Origin of the sequence: Tenacibaculum aestuariivivum (assembly GCF_964507685.1) — a bacterium.
Classification (GTDB): Bacteria; Bacteroidota; Bacteroidia; order Flavobacteriales; family Flavobacteriaceae; genus Polaribacter; species Polaribacter aestuariivivum.
This window is the reverse complement of record NZ_OZ208414.1, coordinates 1,276,365-1,294,770: the sequence shown is the minus strand read 5'-3', so window position 1 is coordinate 1,294,770 and position 18,406 is coordinate 1,276,365. Positions and strand designations below refer to the sequence as shown.

Genomic DNA, 18,406 nt, shown 5'->3' with positions numbered 1-18,406 from the left:
TAATAAAAATATGTCAATACAACTCATCTCTATATCTAAAGTTTACGGAACTCAAAAAGCAGTAAATAATATTTCCTTTGAAGCAAAAAAAGGAGAGATAGTTGGCTTTTTAGGGCCCAACGGAGCTGGTAAATCTACCACAATGAAAATATTAACCGGCTTTATTAAACCTAGTGAAGGAGTTGTTTTGATAAGTGGAATAGATGTTGTTAAAAAACCTATTGAAGCACAAAAAAAAATAGGCTACCTGCCAGAGCACAATCCGTTGTACTTAGAAATGTATGTGCGAGAATATTTGCAATTTCAAGCTTCGGTTTATAAAGTTGCAAAAACTAAAATTGATGTAGTTATTAATAAAGTTGGATTAGCTACTGAGGCACATAAAAAAATAGCACAGCTTTCAAAAGGATATCGCCAACGAGTAGGGTTGGCAGCTGCTATTTTACACGATCCGGAAGTGCTAATTTTAGATGAACCAACCACAGGTTTAGACCCTAATCAGTTAGTCGAAATTCGTGAACTTATAAAAGAACTCGGAAAAGATAAAACAGTTTTAATTTCTACCCATATAATGCAAGAAGTAGAAGCTGTTTGTAGTCGCGTAATTATTATTAATAAAGGTCAACTAGTTATTGATAAGCCAATTTTAGAGCTTAAAACTAATAAAGAGCAGGTAATTAAGGTAACTTTTGATTATAAGCTTGAGGAGCAATTTATACAGCGGTTACCTAATATTATTCATTATAAGAATACTTTAGAAAATAACTGGATACTTACTTTTAAAACAACAACAGATATGCGCCCCGTAATTTTTGATTTTGCTCAAGAAAACGGATTAAAAATATTAGGCTTAAATACCGAAAATAAAAATTTAGAAAGTTTATTCAGAGAGCTTACAAACTAGTATATTTAGCTTTGAACCAAACTTTTTTCCACACTCTTTTTAAAATTAAAAAAACAATATTATCAGTATATGTATCAATATCAGATGCGTTAATATTGTTAATTTTTTTTTCCGAAACATCAATCACGTATAAAACATTCTTGTAGGTAGCAGAATCATTAATTATTAGATTTTTAATGCAATTTCTTAGTATTTCTTTTAAAATTAAAGGCGTAGTATTTTCTATAAATTTAAAATCAAAATTAGCTAAGCTGAAATCTTTATTAAGTTGTTGTATTAACTTAGTGTATAATTTATGAGTATTAGCACTTATTAATAAAGCTGTACTATTTTGGTGTTTAGGTAACATTTTAATTTAATTTATAATTAATATGCTGTTCGTCTAATAATTTTAAAAACTCATTAGATATTTTAACCTTTGTATTTCTGCTAGGTAAATTAAGTTCAATTTTTTCATTTGCATCCCAAATAGTAAAATGTATATTTTGGCTACCTCTATTGGTGGTAAATAAATGTTGTAAATCTTTTATTTTATTTTCTTTTATTTCTTCCAAAGGTAGTTTTATAGTAACTTTTTTACACATTTTATCCATAATATCATGAAGTAATAAAAAATCAGTAAAACTAATTCTAGGTTCACCTTTTATTCCTTCTTTATTAGTCCATCCTGGTTTTATCATAGTTTTTATAAATAAGAAAGAATTAGGAACTAAAAAATGTCTGAATTTTAAATACTCTTCTCCAAATATTCTAAACTCAAAATTTTCACTATAGTCTTCAATAAAAAAAGTAGCCCATCCTTTACCAGCTTTTGAAACTCTATGTTGCACATCGGTAACAATACCTCCAAATGATAACGCTAATCCTTCATGTTTAGGTAAATCATTATAAGCAGATAGTGTAGTGTTACAAAACTTTAATTCATTTTTAAAATCATCAAGTGGATGTGCAGAAATATAAATACCAACCACTTCTTTTTCTTTCCCTAATAATTCCATTGTACCCCAAGTATCACAAATAGGTATCATTGGCTCAGGCATTTCTTCTTCAGATGCACCACCAAATAATGAAACTTGAGAAGAGTTTTTATTTTCTTGATATTTATTACCAAAACGAAGTGCTTTTTCTATAAATTTTTGATTTTTTTCATCTTCCACAAAGTATTGAGCTCTATGTGTGTTTGTAAAAGAATCAAATCCGCCAGCTAAAATTAAGCCTTCAAATGCTTTTTTGTTTGCAACACGTAAGTCAACACGTTTAGCAAGGTCAAAAACAGAAGAGAAATGACCATTTTTTTCACGTTCACTAATAATTGCTCTTACGGCAGAAGCACCAACACCTTTAATAGCCGCCATTCCAAAACGAATAGCTCCTTCTTTATTTACAGAAAATTTTGAGAATGACTCATTAACATCAGGTCCTAAAACCGTAATTCCTGCACGCTTACACTCTTCCATAAAAAAGGATACCGATTTAATATCGTTCATGTTATTAGAAAGTACCGCAGCCATATATTCAGCAGGGTAGTGTGCTTTTAAATAAGCTGTTTGGTAAGCAATCCATGCGTAACAAGTAGAGTGCGATTTGTTAAAGGCGTATGATGCAAAAGCTTCCCAGTCTGTCCAAATTTTCTCTAATTTTTTAGCATCATGACCATTAGCACTTGCCTGAGCTACAAATTTAGGTTTCATTTTATCTAGTACCGCAATTTGTTTTTTACCCATTGCCTTACGTAAAACATCGGCTTCACCTTTGGTAAAATCAGCTAGTTTTTGCGATAATAACATTACCTGCTCTTGATATACGGTAATTCCGTAGGTTTCAGATAAGTACTCTTCCATGGCAGGTAAATCGTATTCAATTTCTTCATCACCGTGTTTTCTTCGGATAAAAGAAGGAATATATTCCATAGGTCCTGGGCGATACAAAGCATTCATGGCAATTAAATCTTCAAAAACAGTAGGCTTTAAAGAGCGCATATGTTTTTGCATTCCTGGAGATTCATATTGAAAAATACCAACGGTTTCTCCTCTTTGGAAAAGCTCGTAGGTTTTTACATCATCTAAAGGAAAAGTTTCAGGATCTAAAAGTACATCGTGACGTGCTTTTACAATTTTAACGGTATCCTTAATTAAGGTTAGCGTTTTTAATCCTAAGAAGTCCATTTTTAATAATCCAGCATCTTCTACAACCGAGTTATCAAACTGAGTTACGTACATGTCAGAATCTTTTGCCAAGGCAACAGGTACGAACTTTGTAATATCATCAGGCGTAATAATAACACCACAGGCGTGAATTCCGGTATTTCGAACAGAACCTTCTAAAATTCGGGCTTTATTAATGGTTTCAGCCATTAAATCAGATCCGTCTGAAAGTCTTTTTAATTCGTTTACTAATTCGATTTCTTCGGGACGAAGCTTTTCTTTTAGTTGTTTATCATCTAAAGAAAATATTTTTTTCAGCTTCATTCCAGGAATTAACTTGGCAATTCTATCAGCTTCAAACAGTGGTAAATCTAAAACACGAGCGGTATCTCTAATAGATGATTTTGCCGCCATGGTACCGTAAGTAATAATTTGAGCAACCTGATTTGCTCCATATTTATCAATAACATAATCCATTACCCTACTACGACCTTCATCATCAAAATCAATATCAATATCGGGCATTGATACACGTTCAGGGTTTAAGAAACGCTCAAAAAGCAAATCGTATTTAATAGGGTCAATATTAGTAATCCATAAACAAAAAGCAACTACAGATCCGGCAGCTGAACCACGTCCAGGTCCAACGGCTACATCCATATTTCTAGCTTCTCTAATAAAATCCTCTACAATTAAGAAGTATCCTGGGTAGCCTGTTTTTTCAATTACTTCCAATTCAAAATCTAAACGCTCCCGAATACTATCTGTAATTTCTCCGTATCGTTTTTTTGCCCCGACATACGTTAAATTACGTAAAAAATTATTTTCACCTCGTTTTCCTTTATCTTCATTATCTTTTTCATCTTTAAATTCATCAGGAATATCAAAGGCAGGTAATAAAACGTCACGAGCTAAGGTATAAGGTTCTATTTTATCAACAATTTCTTGAATATTTATAATTGCTTCTGGAAGGTCAGCAAACAATGTTTTCATTTCTTCGGATGATTTGAAGTAATATTCATCGTTAGGTAAACCGTAGCGATATCCTCGTCCTCGTCCTTTTGGCGTTGCTTGTTTTTCTCCGTCTTTTACACACAATAAAATATCATGAGCATTGGCATCTTTTTTATCTAAATAAAAAGTATTATTAGATGCAACAGTTTTTACGTTGTGTTTTTTTGAGAATTTTAAAAGAGTTTCATTTACAACTCTTTCATCTTCTTGGTTGTGGCGCATTAATTCAATGTACAAATCATCACCAAATTGTTTTTTCCACCAAAGCAAGGCTTCTTCGGCTTGTGCTTCACCAAGATTTAATATTTTACTAGGAATTTCACCGTACAAACTACCTGTTAATACAATAATATCTTCTTTATATTGCTCAATTACTTTTTTATCTATTCGAGGAATGTAGTAAAAACCATCAACAAAGGCAATGGATGACATTTTTGCTAAATTGTGATATCCTTTTTTATTTTTGGCTAATAAAACAACTTGATAACCGTTGTCTTTTTGGCTTTTATTCGTGTGATCGGTACAAATATTAAATTCACAACCAACAATAGGTTTTAACGGTTTTTGAGTTGGTGTTTCTCCTTTTTCAATGGCTTCAATATTAGCTGTTTCTACGGATTTATTATGATTTAAAACCGCTTGTACAAAATGAAAAGCAGCCATCATATTACCAGTATCAGTCATTGCAACGGCAGACATGTTATCATCGGCCGCAGCTTTTACTATACTACTAATTTGAGTGGTAGATTGTAAGACAGAATATTGGGTATGATTATGTAGATGTGCAAAGGTTACGTTTTCTAATTTAGCTAATCCTTCGTTGGTGTTTATGGTTGTTTTGGCTCCCTTAGCTTTTTCAATTCTTGCACGTATTTTTTCGCTTTCCCTTTTTAAATTTAAGTGATTTAAACCTATTACTTTAATAGTAGTAGGGTTTGCTTTTGTGTATTGCTTAAAAAAAATATCGGAAACCCCTAGTTGTTCTTTTGTAAATTGACGTAGACGAATTAGTTCTAAAAAACAACGAGTTGTTGCTTCTACATCGGCAGTTGCATTGTGAGCATCGCCAAAGCCTATACCAAATAAATGCTGGTGTAGTTCGGTAAGTGTAGGTAATTTAAATTTACCTCCACGGCCACCAGGAATTTGACACATTTTAGCGGTTTGCTCTGTACAAGTATCTAAAATAGCAAGGTCGTTTAAAATGGTGTTGACACCTAACCGATGAAACTCACAACCCATAATATTTAAATCAAACCCAACATTTTGACCAACAATAAATTTTGTTTTATTTAATGCTTCGTTAAATAAAGCTAACCCTTGAGTAAGGGGAATTCCTTGCTCTTGTGCTAAATCAGTAGAAATTCCATGAATTCTCTCAGCATCATAAGGTATATTAAAACCGTTAGGCTGAATTAAAAAATCATTATGTTCAATTAAATTACCTAATTCATCATGTAATTGCCATGCAATTTGTATTGCCCTAGGCCAATTATTAGTATCTGTAATTGGTGCATTCCAGTTTTTAGGTAATCCGGTAGTTTCAGTATCAAAAATTAAATACATCTATAATGTTTAATTATTAGGGTGTTTAGATAAAGTAAAGCGTAAAAATACGAAGAATTTACGTTGTTTATGGTAGAACTTATTAACGAACTTATGACTAAATAATCATTCTATTTGTTATGTTAAATTGATAACTTATTGTTAACTAGTTGTTAAGTTTTTTAAAAGATGTAAGAATGATAATTTGTAGTTAATTAATAGGAGTATCTTTGAGGCTATATTTAATAATAATATTTTTTACAATGAAAGAAGGAACAATTAAGTTCTTTAACGAGTCTAAAGGTTTTGGATTTGTTACAGAGTCAGGAACAAACACAGAGTATTTTGTACATGTATCAGGTTTAATCGATGAGGTTAGAGAAGGTGATACGGTAGAGTTTGATCTTAAAGAAGGAAAAAAAGGTTTAAATGCTGTAGATGTTAGAGTATTGTAACATTTAAGTAGTGCTTATTTTCTTAAGAGCTTGTTTTACAGGCTCTTTTTTGTTGTATTTAAGTTGTTTTTTTACTATATAGTTAAAAATAAATTATACATTTGCGCCCACTTATCACGAGATGATGAGATTTATTAATAATCAAGGTCGCGAACCTTAAAAATTAAAATTATGCCTGTAAAAATTAGATTACAAAGACACGGAAAAAAAGGAAAACCTTTTTATTGGGTAGTAGCTGCTGATTCAAGAGCTAAAAGAGATGGACGTTTCTTAGAAAAAATTGGAACTTATAATCCTAATACTAACCCTGCAACTATTGATTTAGATGTTGATGGAGCTGTAGATTGGTTACAAAAAGGTGCTCAGCCAACGGATACTGCAAGAAACATTTTATCTTTTAAAGGTGTTTTATTGAAAAATCATTTAGCTGGAGGAGTTAAAAAAGGAGCTTTAACACAAGAACAAGCAGATGCTAAATTTGCAGCTTGGTTAGAAGAAAAAACAGGAGTAGTTGCTAGTAAAGTTGATGGTTTAGCGAAAGCTGAAGCTGATGCAAAAGCAAAAGCTTTAGAGGCTGAAAAAGCTGTAAACGATGCGCGTATTGCTGCTAACACACCTGTTGCTGATAGCGAAGATGTTGTTGCTGAAAACGGAGCAGATAGCGAAGAATAAAACGGTATTATAATGATGATGCAAAAAGAAGATTGCTTTTATCTTGGCAAAATCGTTAAAAAACATAGTTTTAAGGGAGAGGTTGTTATTAAGTTAGATACCGATGAACCCGATCTTTACGAAAATTTGGAATCAGTTTTTGTCGATTTAGGCAATAATCTGGTTCCTTTTTTTATTGAAAAATCTTCATTAAGTAAAAGTACTATGTTTCGCGTGAAATTTGAAGATGTAGATTCTGAGGCAGATGCAGATGCTATTATGCGAGCCGGAATTTATTTGCCTTTAAGTTTGTTGCCAAAACTTTCAGGGAATAAATTTTATTTTCATGAGGTTATAGGTTTTACTATTATTGATAAAAATTTTGGAAAAGTTGGTACTTTGGTCTACATAAATGATAAAGCAGCTCAACCTCTTTTTGAAATTGAAAATGGTGATGCTGAAATTTTTATTCCTATGATTGATGATTTTATTAAAAAAGTTGATAAAGTCAATAAAATTATTGAAGTTGAAACTCCAAAAGGATTGATTGATATCTATTTTGAATAATCGTTTATTCAAAAAATAAAATATCATATAATTTCAAAAAAAGAAACCTTGTTGTTTAAATAAACAGCAAGGTTTTTAAATTATACGGGGGTTATAATTACAGTTACAATATACAACAATGAATTAGGTATAGAGTCCGAAAATAGACAAGTTGGAAGATTTCGAACTAATTATTGTATTTAATTGTTGTTTTTCAATAATAATAGTGATTATTTCTAAATAAAATTAAATAGATAATTTTTGAAATTGAAACAAAAAGCGAAAGATAAAATCTTTCGCTTTTTGTTTTGTACAAAATATAATGAATATAGTAGTATTTTTATATGCTGGTGTTTTGTCTTAAAATTTGTTAGGTTATTTATTTAGCCTCTCTATATCGGTAATTAAATAAATTTTACCGTTGTAATTTTTTTTAATAATTACTTTTTCTAACCAAAAAATAGAGCCGTTATAGTATAATGGTAAAAACAGAAATACTTTTCTTTTCCTTTTTATATTCCTTACTCTTTTTCGTTTAAAACTAATTTCCATAACAATTTTATTAATATAATAGAGCGAGGGAATGTTTTACAAATATCAGTATTAATTTTAACATAAAAAAGATAATGTTATCTTATGTTAAAAATCTGTTTATCAGTGTTTTTTTAAAGAAAATAGCAAATAAAAAGAGTCGTGCAAGGAGTTTAAATTCCTTATTTAAAAAAACATCTAATCTGTTAATTTGAATTTATTTCAGTTTCACATCATAATTTTTACAATTTTTAACTTTTTTTAGTTTTCGGAATTACAAAAATATTTTCTTTAATTTTTAAACAGGTTCTTACGTAAATAGAATATTTAGCGGTAAGTTTTAGTGTTTTCAGTTAGGTTTATTAAATAAAAATGTATTTTTACAAACCTTAATTTATAGTGAAATAAAAATGAGTTTATTACAGGAATTAGAAGATAGAAGTGGAAATCAATGTGAGCTTTGTGCTTCAAAAGACAATTTGTCTATTTATGAGGTGAAACCAATGCCCATTGGAGGGGTTGATGGTAGTTTGTTGGCTTGTGAAGTTTGTATTGAGCAGATTGATGATGCTGAAAAAACAGATGCTAATCACTGGCGTTGTTTAAATGATAGTATGTGGAGTGAGTATAGAGCGGTAAAAGTTGTTGCTTGGAGAATGTTGTCTAGACTTCGTAAAGAAGGATGGCCGCAAGATTTACTTGATATGTTGTATTTAGAGGATGATGATTTACGTTTTGCAAAAGAAAGTGGTGATCATTTAGAAGAGAGTGAAAAAATAATTCACAGAGATGCCAATGGAGCTATTTTACAGGCAGGAGATTCTGTAGTATTAATTAAAGATTTAAAAGTAAAAGGTTCTAGTATGGTTGCTAAACAAGGAACTGCTGTTCGTAGAATTTCTTTAGATCATGAAAACGCGAATTATATTGAAGGTAAAGTAGGTCCTACTCAAATTGTAATTATTACAGATTATGTAAAGAAAATGGCTGAAAAAGAATAATTTTTTGGTGATTTAAAAAAATAAAAAAGGTTGTATTTTTAAAAATGCAACCTTTTTTATTTTACTTTTCAGTATTGTAAAACACTTTGTAAAATTTCATTTTTTTGTTTTCATCATAGCCTTGTTCTAGGTAATCAGAAGAGGCGTCAGGAGCATCTACATCAATTTTAATTTGAATATTAGTATCTAATTTAATTTCTGTTTTAAACTTACTTTTTTCTTTTTTTAATACAGCATCAGATACTTCAAAATTATTACGAATTAATACATCATTTAATTTTTCGAAGTGTTTTTTATAGTCTTCAAATTTTTCTTTATGTTTTTCGTCTTCAAAAATTTCTTCTTTAAAACCATGATAATCTACATCTTCATGTTCTTTAAAATAATCAACTGTATTAGCTAAGAAATTACTTTGTTCTTGTTTCCCGAATTCAGGTTTAATAATTTCTTCAGAAAAATCTTTACACATTTCTAAATAGTTTTGAGTGTGTAAATTACGATCATCAGCAAATTTAGCGTTTAAGAAATTTTTAATCCAATATTGTGCATCATAATTATTATTGTCTACTGAAAGTATTACAGTTCCTTCGGTATCTGATGAATTTATAATTAAACAACCTTTATCTAGTTTTTTGGTTGAAATACCTTTTTGTACCACTACGTCAAAACTATCATCATCTAAATAAGTTTGTAAAAAATCTACTTTACTTTCAATTTTAAAAACTCCTACAGCCTCGGTAAGTACGTCTTTATATTCAATGCCTTCAAAATAAACAACTAGTACATCACCTGTTTTTATATTTGCTGAGTTTGATTGTTCATATAAATGATTTACGATGTTTTTAGAGTGTTCAATAAATGTATTTTCATCTTCAAAAATATCAGAAGTGTATTTGTTAATTTCGTTTAAACGAACATCAGCATGGTGGTTAAAACGATAACTTTGAGTTACGGTTCCAAAATTTTTTAATAAAAAAGGCATTAATAATTCGTAGCTTTCTTCGTCAAAACGAACTAAGCTTTCTGAAAAAGCGTTTTGACCGCTATTATATTTATTAGCAACTTTATGTATAATACATTTGCTAATTTCTGCACGCGTTCTTTTAATCATTTTCTAAAATATTGAATTACAAAAATAGAGAATCTAAAGTTTTAATTTAAACTGTTCAGGAAGTAATTTAAAAGTCTTGCGGTGATACGGAGTAATTCCAAATTCACGAATTGCATTTCGGTGTTCTTTAGTTGGGTATCCTTTATTTTTTTTCCAATTATATTGAGGGTATTCTAGATGAATTTTTTCCATATATTCATCTCTATAAGTTTTAGCTAAGATAGATGCGGCAGCAATACTCATAAATTTGGCATCTCCTTTTATAATAGTTTGATGTGGAATTTTTTGATAAGGCTTAAATTTGTTTCCATCAACAATAATAAATTCAGGTTGCGTAGTAAGCTGTTTTATAGCACGGTGCATACCTGTTATTGAGGCTTGTAAAACATTTATTTTATCAACCTCTTCGTTATTTATAAAGGCAACTCCATAAGCAACTGCGTGCTTTTCAATATATGGTTTTAATTCTTGACGTTTTTTTTCTGAGAGTTGTTTAGAATCATTTAAAAAATCATGCGTAAAATTTTCAGGTAATATCACTGCCGCAGCTACCACAGGGCCGCTTAAGCAACCTCTACCAGCTTCGTCTGTTCCTGTTTCAAGTACGTATTCACTATAGCTTAATTTCAACATGCTACAAATTAACAGTTTTCAAAGAAATTATTCACAATGTTTGTTGTTTAATTATTTACTTTTGTAGCTATGAAGAGAATTTTATTGTTGTTTTTATGTTTACTAAGTACTTCGCTATTTTATGCTCAAATAAGACAGTTAGATAGTGGCTTGGGAAATTTTAATGAGAGTGGTATAAATAAGCGTTTAGATTCTATTTCAGAAAATGAAATTAATGTAAAGCTTAGTGGAAAAACTACCTACACGGATTATAAAATAATATCATTTAAAAATGATACAACAATTGTTGATACTACGCTTACTTTAAAAAAACATTATACATTTAATTTTTTAAGGAAAGATAATTTTGAGTTATTAGAATTTCATAACCAAGGTCAAACGTTTACTAATTTAGGATATAGTTTTACAAACATTGCTCAGTTTCCTGATATAGGTTTTCGCGCAAAACAATTTAATTATTTTGAAATAGATGATGTTGATTACTACCATGTACCAACACCTACAACAGAAGCAATGTATAGAACGGGTTTAGAGCAAGGGCAGGTTTTAGACATATTATTTACAACTAATTTTTCTAAACGATTTAATATAGGAGTTTCTTATAAAGGATTACGATCTTTAGGGACTTATAGGCAGTCGTTAGCAAGTTCAGGTAGTTTTAGATTGAGTTTTAAATATGAAACGCCAGAAAAACAATATGCAATAAAAGGACAGCTGGTTAATCAAGATTTTTTTAACCAAGAAAATGGGGGGCTAACCAACGATGCTCTAAAGGCTTTTTATACTGATGACCCTAATTTTAGTAGTAATAGAGGTAGGTTAGATGTAAATTTAAATGATGCTGAAAATACGCTTGAAGGTAAGCGTATTTATTTTGAACATGCCTTTAAATTAGTAGCTTCAAAAGATAATTTACATAATAAAGATTTTTCTAACTTAAAAATTGGACATTCTTTTACAAGAGATTCTAAATATTATATATTTAATCAATCAACAGCAACAACAACTGTTTTTGGAGATGTAAATTCAACAAGAAAAATTAATAACAGAACAGATTATTTATTATATAATAATAGTGTTTTTTTAGATTTTAATTCTAAATATGTATTAGGTAAGTTTAGAATAAGTACGGGGTATACTTCTTATAATTATGGATATGAAAACTTACAAAATAACTTGGTAAGTATTACTAAAAATAAATTAATAGGAAAAGCAGTTTCTTTTGGGGCTAATTGGAATGGTAAAGTTAAAAATTTTCACGTAAATGCGTCTGGAAATATAACACCTGGTAGCGGTAGGCTTTCAGGAAGTAATTTAAAAACAGAAGCCTTTTATGAAAAAGATAGTTTAGTAATAGTAAAAGCTCGATTAGAACTTAATACGAAGTATCCAAACTTTAATTTTTTATTACATCAAAGTAATTACAACGCTTATAATTGGCAAAACGATTTTGAAGCGGTAGCTACAAGGACAGTTGGTGGTATTTTAGATTCTAAATGGATAAACACTTCTTTAGATATTACAAATATTGATAATTATACTTATTTTAATGAAAATAATTTACCGAAACAGTTTTCAGGAAGTGTTAATTATTTAAAAGCTAAAATTTCCAAAGAATTTACTATAGGTAAGTTTGCATTAGACAATACCTTAATGTATCAAAAAGTAACCAATGGAAACAGTGTGTTTAGGGTGCCTGATTTTGTAACAAGAAATACCTTGTATTATTCAGATAATTGGTTTAAAGGAAATCCCCTTTTTGTGCAAATAGGAGCTACGTTTAAGTATTTTTCTAAATATAAGGCAAATGCTTATAATCCCTTATTAGCGGAGTTCACATTACAAAATGATACCGAAATAGGATATCCAACGGTTGATTTGTTTTTTAATGGAAGGGTGCGTAGAACGCGTATTTATTTTAAAGCAGATAATATAAGCTCTTTCTTTTTAGATAAAAATTATTTATCAGCCCCAAACAATCCTTATAGAGATTTTACAATTCGTTTTGGAGTTGTATGGAATTGGTTTATATAATTAATATGAAACAACAATTAAAAGAAAATTGGAAGTTATTTTTAATAACAAGCTTAACTTTAGGTTTAGCTCCTTTTAATCCACCACATATTTTAGGTAAATTACAATGGATTATGGGAGGTAATGCCTTTATAGGTAAACATACAATGCAGTTTCAAGATTGGCTTGACGTTTTGTTACATGGTACACCTTGGTTACTCTTAATAACTTCGGTAGTAATACATATTATTGATGTCTTTATAAATAGTAATAAAGACTAGTGTTTTTGAGCAATGTATTATATAGTTATAAAAAAGCCTTCTTTTTTAAGGAAGGCTTTTTTTATTTTATCAATATTATTATTTTTTAACAAGTTCTCTAATTTTAATTCTAAAGGCAGCAAACAGTAATGTCATAAAAGGACTTAACCAGTTAAACATAGCATAAAAAGCATAGTCAACTACAGGTACACCTAATACACCAGAATGATATGCACCACAAGTATTCCAAGGAATTAAAACAGAAGTTACTGTACCAGAATCTTCTAGTGTTCTACTTAGGTTTTCAGGGGCTAACCCTTTATCTTTGTATGCTTTAGCGTACATTTTTCCAGGTACAACAATTGCTAAGTACTGGTCAGAAGCGGTAAAGTTTAAACCTATACAAGTAGCTACTGTACTAGCAAATAATCCAAAAACAGAATCAAATAACCCTAACATAAAACTACTTATTCGTGCCAAAGCACCAATACCATCCATAATACCACCAAAAACCATTGCTAGTAAAATTAGCCATACTGTTCCTAGCATTTTTTTCATTCCTCCAGCCGTAAATAAATCTTTTAAAACTTCATTATCAGTAGCAATAGATGTTTCTACTGTTATTGCTTGCATAACACCTTTATAGGCTGATTTAAAATCTAAAACTTTTACACCAGCAATTTGTGCTACCACATCAGGTTGAAAAATTAAAGCAAAAGCTCCTCCTAAAATAGTTCCTCCGAGTAAAGCTATTAAAGGCGGTGTTTTTTTTATTATTAGTATTATTACTAAAGCAGGTACTAAAAATAACCAAGGAGTAATATTAAACGCCTTATCAATATCAGCTAGCATATTTTGAGTATTAGCTTCTCCAGTTGTTGTTTGGGTAAAACCTAAAATTATAAAAAATATCATAGTTATTATAAAAGTAGGAATTGTAGTGTAAGTCATATAGCGTATATGAGTAAACAAATCAGTGCCTGCCATTGCAGGAGCTAAATTAGTAGTGTCAGACATTGGAGACATTTTATCACCAAAATAGGCACCTGATAAAACAGCTCCAGCGGTCATTCCTAATGAAATTCCTAAAGCCTCACCAATACCTATTAACGCAATACCTACAGTAGCTGAAGTAGTCCATGAGCTTCCTGTAGCAATAGATATTACTGCGCAAATAATTAGGCAGGCGGCCAAAAATATGGTTGGATTTAACACTTGTAATCCATAATAAATCATAGAAGGAATAATACCGCTAATCAACCAGGTACCAGCTAAAGAGCCTACCATTAATAGAATTAATATAGCGCCTACAGTTGATTTTATATTCTCTGCAACTTCTTCCATCATTCTTTCATAAGAAACTTTGTTTTTAAAACCTATAATTGCAGCCACTGCACCACCTAATAATAAAACAAATTGATTACTACCACTTAAAGCATCATCTCCGTATACAAAAACATTATAAGCTAACATTATTATTAAAGCAAATACAGGAATTAAAGCTTCCCATATATTTAGTTCTTTATTTTCAATAATTTTTTGGTCTTCTATTTTAATTTCAGAGATGTTTTTTTCGTCGTGCATTTATAGTATTTTAGGATATGTAATGTTACGATTTTGTGAAGAATTATACAAATAGAATAACTTTACTAAACTTCAATTTATTTATAGGTTAGTATTAATTGTTTAGACGTGTTTACATATAGGTATTTGTAGGGCTAAAAATACTATATAGAATTTTACTAGAAAAAATAATAATAATAATAAATATACTTTATTTAGATACGTTTTAAGTATGCATGAAAACAAAATATATGTAACGGTTTTTATAGAGTATTTATGTGTTTTTTTCTTTTTAATGGGGAATTTAGTTGTGTTTGTATAACTGTAATAAGTTTTTTATAATAAAAATTAAAGTATTTTTGTGAATTACTAGTTTTTAAATTTACTATTAATAATAGTAGATAGTTTTATTTTTGTTTCTTTATTTTTTAAAGAAGAATAAATTTTTTTAGGATGAAATTAGATTTAATTGATAAAAGGCTATTAACATTACTTCAACAAGATAGCAAACAAACCACCAAGCAATTGTCTTTACATTTAGGATTATCGGTAACGGCAGTTTATGAGCGAATTAAAAAATTAGAAAGAGAAGGGGTAATAACGCAATATGTAGCGTTAGTGAATAAAAATAAAATAGAAAGAGCATTTTTAGTATTCTGCCATTTAAAACTTGAAAAACATACGAAGGAATATATTATGGTTTTTGAAAGAGAGATAAATAAATTAGAAGAAGTAACTGAGTGTTTTCATGTAAGTGGAGATTATGATTATATATTAAAAATATATGTAAAAGATATGGATGAATATCGACAGTTTTTAATAAATAAATTAACGGTATTAAAACACATAGGAAGTACTCATAGTATTTTTACTATTGGAGTGGTAAAGCAATCAACCGCTATAGCTATGTAAAAAATATTTTTTAGGATATAATAGTTTTATGTTAAATAAACCAAAGGAATTAGTATTTGTTAAAAAAAATAAAAATATTTCACCCACGATTGTAGTATTTTTTCCCCCCTTGTAGAGAGTGAGTGCAAAATCGGAAAATAATTGCTTATTATTTTTGTTGTAGTAAAATAAATAGCCTTGAGTTTGAATCAAGGCTATTTACTAGTGTTTTAAAGAATTTATTTAGATAATTCAGTGAAATATTTATAAAAATAAGGAATTGTTTCAATTCCTTTTAGGTAATTCCAAACTCCAAAATGTTCATTTGGCGAGTGAATTGCATCAGAATTTAATCCGAATCCCATTAAAATACTTTTACTTTTTAATTCTTCTTCAAATAATGCTACAATAGGAATGCTTCCACCACTTCGTTGTGGAATAGGAGTTTTACCAAATGTTTTGGTATATGCTTTACTTGCAGCTTTATAACCTATATTATCAATAGGGGTAACGTATGCTTGTCCTCCGTGATGTGGAGTAACTTTTACTTTTACAGATTTTGGAGCAATACTTTCAAAATGATTTTTAAATAATTCAGTAATAACTTTCCAATTTTGATTAGGTACTAAGCGCATAGATATTTTTGCTGATGCTTTAGAAGCAATTACTGTTTTTGCTCCTTCGCCAGTATAACCTCCCCAAATACCATTAACATCTAACGTTGGTCTAATTGAATTACGTTCGTTAGTTGTGTATCCTTTTTCACCGTAAATGTCATCAATGTCTAAAGCTTTTTTATAAGCATCTACAGAAAAAGGAGCTTTAGCCATTTCATCACGTTCTTCTCTAGACAATTCTTCTACATCATCATAAAAACCAGGAATAGTAATATGGTTATTTTCATCTTGTAGTGAAGCAATCATTTTTGTTAAAATATTAATAGGGTTAGCAACAGCACCCCCATATAAACCAGAGTGTAAATCTCTGTTTGGCCCTGTAACTTCTACTTCAACATAACTTAAGCCACGTAAACCTGTTGTTATTGATGGAACATTGTTAGCTATCATTCCTGTATCAGAAATTAAAATAACGTCGTTAGCTAATTTTTCTTTATTTCTAGGAACAAACCATGATAAGCTTTCAGAACCAACTTCTTCTTCACCTTCAATCATAAATTTTACATTACAAGGTAGGTTACCTGTACTTGTCATGTACTCTAAAGCTTTTACATGCATGTACATTTGTCCTTTATCATCACAAGCACCACGTGCAAAAATTGCACCTTCAGGATGAATATCTGTTTTTTTAATTACAGGTTCAAAAGGAGGAGAAATCCATAGTTCAATAGGATCTGCAGGTTGCACATCATAATGTCCATAAATTAAAATAGTAGGTAAATTAGGGTCAATTATTTTTTCACCATAAATAATAGGATATCCAGGTGTTTCGCAAATTTCTACATTATCACACCCAGCTTTTTCTAAACTATTTTTAACAACATCAGCGGTATTTAATACCTCTTTTTTATAAGTAGGATCTGCACTTACTGATGGTATTTTTAATAAATCGATAAGTTCATTTATAAATCTATCTTTATGTTGCGCAATATATTCTTGAACGTTTTTCATGTGTTATAATTTGGTACTCTACAAAAATAATAAAAAAAATATGCTTCTGCTTTGTAGTTTGTAAGTATTGTTTATATTTGCACCCACAATTACCTAGGTATGCGGGCGTGGTGGAATTGGTAGACACGCTAGACTTAGGATCTAGTGCCGAAAGGTGTGGGAGTTCGAGTCTCCCTGCCCGTACTTAATTTAAAAAAGCTTCTCTTTTATGAGAAGCTTTTTTGCTTATAATAAAACTGTAAATTTATCTAAAGCTCCAGTCTTTATAACTGTTAGACGCTTCTAGTTTATTTTCAATAGCATCAGGTAATTCAGGAAAAAAATCAATGCCTGTTTTTTGCTCAAGAAAATCAATAGAAACTACAAAGTTATATAATGGTTTTTTACTTTCCTGATGTGGTAATAAAAAAGCAATAGCTTTTATTTCAGGTTGAGTGTAGTCTAATATTATTTTATAAAACTCATCAGGAACACTTACTTTATCTTTTCCAATAGTTTTTAAATTATTTGTTAAAATACCTCCTGTTATAATATATAAATATTGATATTTTTTAGCCCAGTAACGTGTTTTTTGTTCTAATTTATTCCAAATACCAGCATTAAAATCGTGCTTTTGAGGGGTTATGTTAGAGGTGTAAAATGTTTCGTCATGTGCTTGTTTTGAATAACGTTTGTCTCCTGCTGGGCATAAATGCCCTTTGTCATAACCAGATTTTTTATAACTCCTCCAGTTAGCAGAATTTGTACTTACTTTAGGGTCGTTAATAAAATAAGGGCGTTTAAAATTGTTATAAACAATATCATTTTTACTTAGTGAGTACGCAACCCATTCAGCTTGTTCGTGTAATTCATTATATGATAATTGATACCCTTTGTGCTTTACAACAACTCCTGTTGTTGAGGTTGGTAAGTAGTTAAAACTATTAGCAGTGGTTGTGTTGCTTGTTTGGGTAGCTTGTATTAAACTATTATCGGGTTTTTGTTTTAAAAAATAACCAATAACAAGTACAATAACGGCAACAATTAATTTTATTTTTTTTGAAGTGCTCATTAATTTTTTAGGATAATTTCTTTAAAATCGGCTGTTTTTTCTACCTTATTAAAAATTGTTTGAAATTTTGAAGGAGGAACCGTAAGTTTTCTTTTCGTTAAGTCTAACCAAGCACCGTAAACAGTTATTATGGCAGATAATTGTTTGTTCTCATTAAAAATTTCATGTTGAATTTTCCAACGCTCTCCTTTATTTGATAGCCCTATAATTTTTAAGTTTACAGAAATATCAGTACCCATATGAACTTCTCGTAAAAATTTGGTGTTTTCTTCAAATAAAATAGGGCCTGTTTTTTCTGTAGTAAAATCCTGAATGGTAATATTATGTTCTTTAAAAAAGCGTAACCTTACCTCGGCAGCATAATCATTATATGCTGTATGGCGCATATGTATGTTGGCATCAAAATCAGCCCATCGTGTTTTAAATTGTACGCTAAAACTCATTTGTTATTTTTTAGCAACAAAA

At 29.9% G+C, this 18,406-nt stretch carries 16 protein-coding genes and 1 tRNA gene; 9 read left to right on the top strand and 8 right to left on the bottom strand.

Annotated features, from left to right (window positions below; all coding sequences use genetic code 11):
- Positions 1 to 10: 10 nt before the first annotated feature.
- Complete coding sequence (gene gldA / locus ACN5J4_RS05615; protein WP_418649039.1) at positions 11 to 904, top strand: gliding motility-associated ABC transporter ATP-binding subunit GldA; 894 nt, start codon at positions 11 to 13, stop codon at positions 902 to 904.
- Here gldA and ACN5J4_RS05610 read toward each other — a convergent pair.
- Together ACN5J4_RS05610 and dnaE are read right to left on the bottom strand one after the other, a co-directional pair.
- A complete protein-coding gene (locus tag ACN5J4_RS05610; RefSeq protein ID WP_418649038.1) occupies positions 894 to 1,253 on the bottom strand; it encodes a hypothetical protein in 360 nt (119 codons plus the stop codon). The two genes, gldA and ACN5J4_RS05610, sit on opposite strands and share 11 nt — an antisense overlap.
- Before the next feature lies 1 nt (position 1,254).
- Positions 1,255 to 5,628 (bottom strand): DNA polymerase III subunit alpha, encoded by a 4,374-nt coding sequence (gene dnaE / locus ACN5J4_RS05605; RefSeq protein WP_418649037.1) that lies wholly within the window; start codon positions 5,626 to 5,628, stop codon positions 1,255 to 1,257.
- Positions 5,629 to 5,870: 242 nt separating this feature from the next.
- Here dnaE and ACN5J4_RS05600 point away from each other — a divergent pair, with 242 nt between their 5' ends.
- From ACN5J4_RS05600 to ACN5J4_RS05585, 4 genes are all read left to right on the top strand, one after another.
- On the top strand, positions 5,871 to 6,062 hold the full coding sequence (locus ACN5J4_RS05600) for a cold-shock protein (RefSeq protein ID WP_418649036.1): 192 nt from the start codon (positions 5,871 to 5,873) through the stop codon (positions 6,060 to 6,062).
- 171 nt (positions 6,063 to 6,233) lie between these two features.
- On the top strand, positions 6,234 to 6,734 hold the full coding sequence (locus ACN5J4_RS05595) for a 30S ribosomal protein S16 (protein ID WP_418649035.1): 501 nt from the start codon (positions 6,234 to 6,236) through the stop codon (positions 6,732 to 6,734).
- Between the two features lie 18 nt (positions 6,735 to 6,752).
- On the top strand, positions 6,753 to 7,280 hold the full coding sequence (gene rimM / locus ACN5J4_RS05590) for a ribosome maturation factor RimM (protein ID WP_418651142.1): 528 nt from the start codon (positions 6,753 to 6,755) through the stop codon (positions 7,278 to 7,280).
- A 920-nt stretch (positions 7,281 to 8,200) separates the two neighbouring features.
- A complete protein-coding gene (locus tag ACN5J4_RS05585) occupies positions 8,201 to 8,791 on the top strand; it encodes a PhnA domain-containing protein (RefSeq protein ID WP_418649034.1) in 591 nt (196 codons plus the stop codon).
- 61 nt (positions 8,792 to 8,852) lie between these two features.
- On the opposite strand, the gene ACN5J4_RS05580 is transcribed toward ACN5J4_RS05585, so the two are convergent.
- Positions 8,853 to 9,902: a nucleoid-associated protein gene (locus ACN5J4_RS05580; RefSeq protein WP_418651120.1), complete on the bottom strand. Its 1,050-nt coding sequence runs from the start codon at positions 9,900 to 9,902 to the stop codon at positions 8,853 to 8,855.
- Between the two features lie 33 nt (positions 9,903 to 9,935).
- Entirely contained in the window at positions 9,936 to 10,535 is a 600-nt protein-coding gene (locus ACN5J4_RS05575; protein ID WP_418651119.1) for a ribonuclease HII, read from the bottom strand.
- A gap of 69 nt (positions 10,536 to 10,604) precedes the next feature.
- On the opposite strand from ACN5J4_RS05575, the gene ACN5J4_RS05570 reads away from it, so the two are divergent.
- Together ACN5J4_RS05570 and ACN5J4_RS05565 are read left to right on the top strand one after the other, a co-directional pair.
- Positions 10,605 to 12,569 (top strand): putative porin, encoded by a 1,965-nt coding sequence (locus ACN5J4_RS05570; protein WP_418651118.1) that lies wholly within the window; start codon positions 10,605 to 10,607, stop codon positions 12,567 to 12,569.
- 5 nt (positions 12,570 to 12,574) lie between these two features.
- Entirely contained in the window at positions 12,575 to 12,829 is a 255-nt protein-coding gene (locus ACN5J4_RS05565; protein ID WP_418651117.1) for a hypothetical protein, read from the top strand.
- A 78-nt stretch (positions 12,830 to 12,907) separates the two neighbouring features.
- Here ACN5J4_RS05565 and nhaC read toward each other — a convergent pair whose 3' ends face one another.
- A complete protein-coding gene (nhaC, locus tag ACN5J4_RS05560; RefSeq protein WP_418651116.1) occupies positions 12,908 to 14,392 on the bottom strand; it encodes a Na+/H+ antiporter NhaC in 1,485 nt (494 codons plus the stop codon).
- A 432-nt stretch (positions 14,393 to 14,824) separates the two neighbouring features.
- Between nhaC and ACN5J4_RS05555 the strand changes: the two genes are divergently transcribed.
- On the top strand, positions 14,825 to 15,283 hold the full coding sequence (locus tag ACN5J4_RS05555; RefSeq protein WP_418651115.1) for an Lrp/AsnC family transcriptional regulator: 459 nt from the start codon (positions 14,825 to 14,827) through the stop codon (positions 15,281 to 15,283).
- Positions 15,284 to 15,501: 218 nt separating this feature from the next.
- Here ACN5J4_RS05555 and ACN5J4_RS05550 read toward each other — a convergent pair whose 3' ends face one another.
- Positions 15,502 to 16,890, bottom strand: coding sequence for a dipeptidase (locus tag ACN5J4_RS05550; RefSeq protein ID WP_418651114.1), 1,389 nt, complete (start codon positions 16,888 to 16,890; stop codon positions 15,502 to 15,504).
- Between the two features lie 101 nt (positions 16,891 to 16,991).
- Here ACN5J4_RS05550 and ACN5J4_RS05545 point away from each other — a divergent pair.
- Positions 16,992 to 17,073, top strand: a tRNA-Leu gene (locus ACN5J4_RS05545).
- A gap of 61 nt (positions 17,074 to 17,134) precedes the next feature.
- On the opposite strand, the gene ACN5J4_RS05540 is transcribed toward ACN5J4_RS05545, so the two are convergent.
- Together ACN5J4_RS05540 and ACN5J4_RS05535 are read right to left on the bottom strand one after the other, a co-directional pair.
- On the bottom strand, positions 17,135 to 17,941 hold the full coding sequence (locus ACN5J4_RS05540; protein ID WP_418651113.1) for a DNA/RNA non-specific endonuclease: 807 nt from the start codon (positions 17,939 to 17,941) through the stop codon (positions 17,135 to 17,137).
- The gene (locus tag ACN5J4_RS05535; RefSeq protein ID WP_418651112.1) at positions 17,941 to 18,384 is read right to left on the bottom strand and encodes an acyl-CoA thioesterase; all 444 of its coding nucleotides are present in this window, start codon (positions 18,382 to 18,384) and stop codon (positions 17,941 to 17,943) included. Before ACN5J4_RS05535 ends, ACN5J4_RS05540 begins: the two co-directional genes overlap by 1 nt.
- Positions 18,385 to 18,406: the final 22 nt, after the last annotated feature.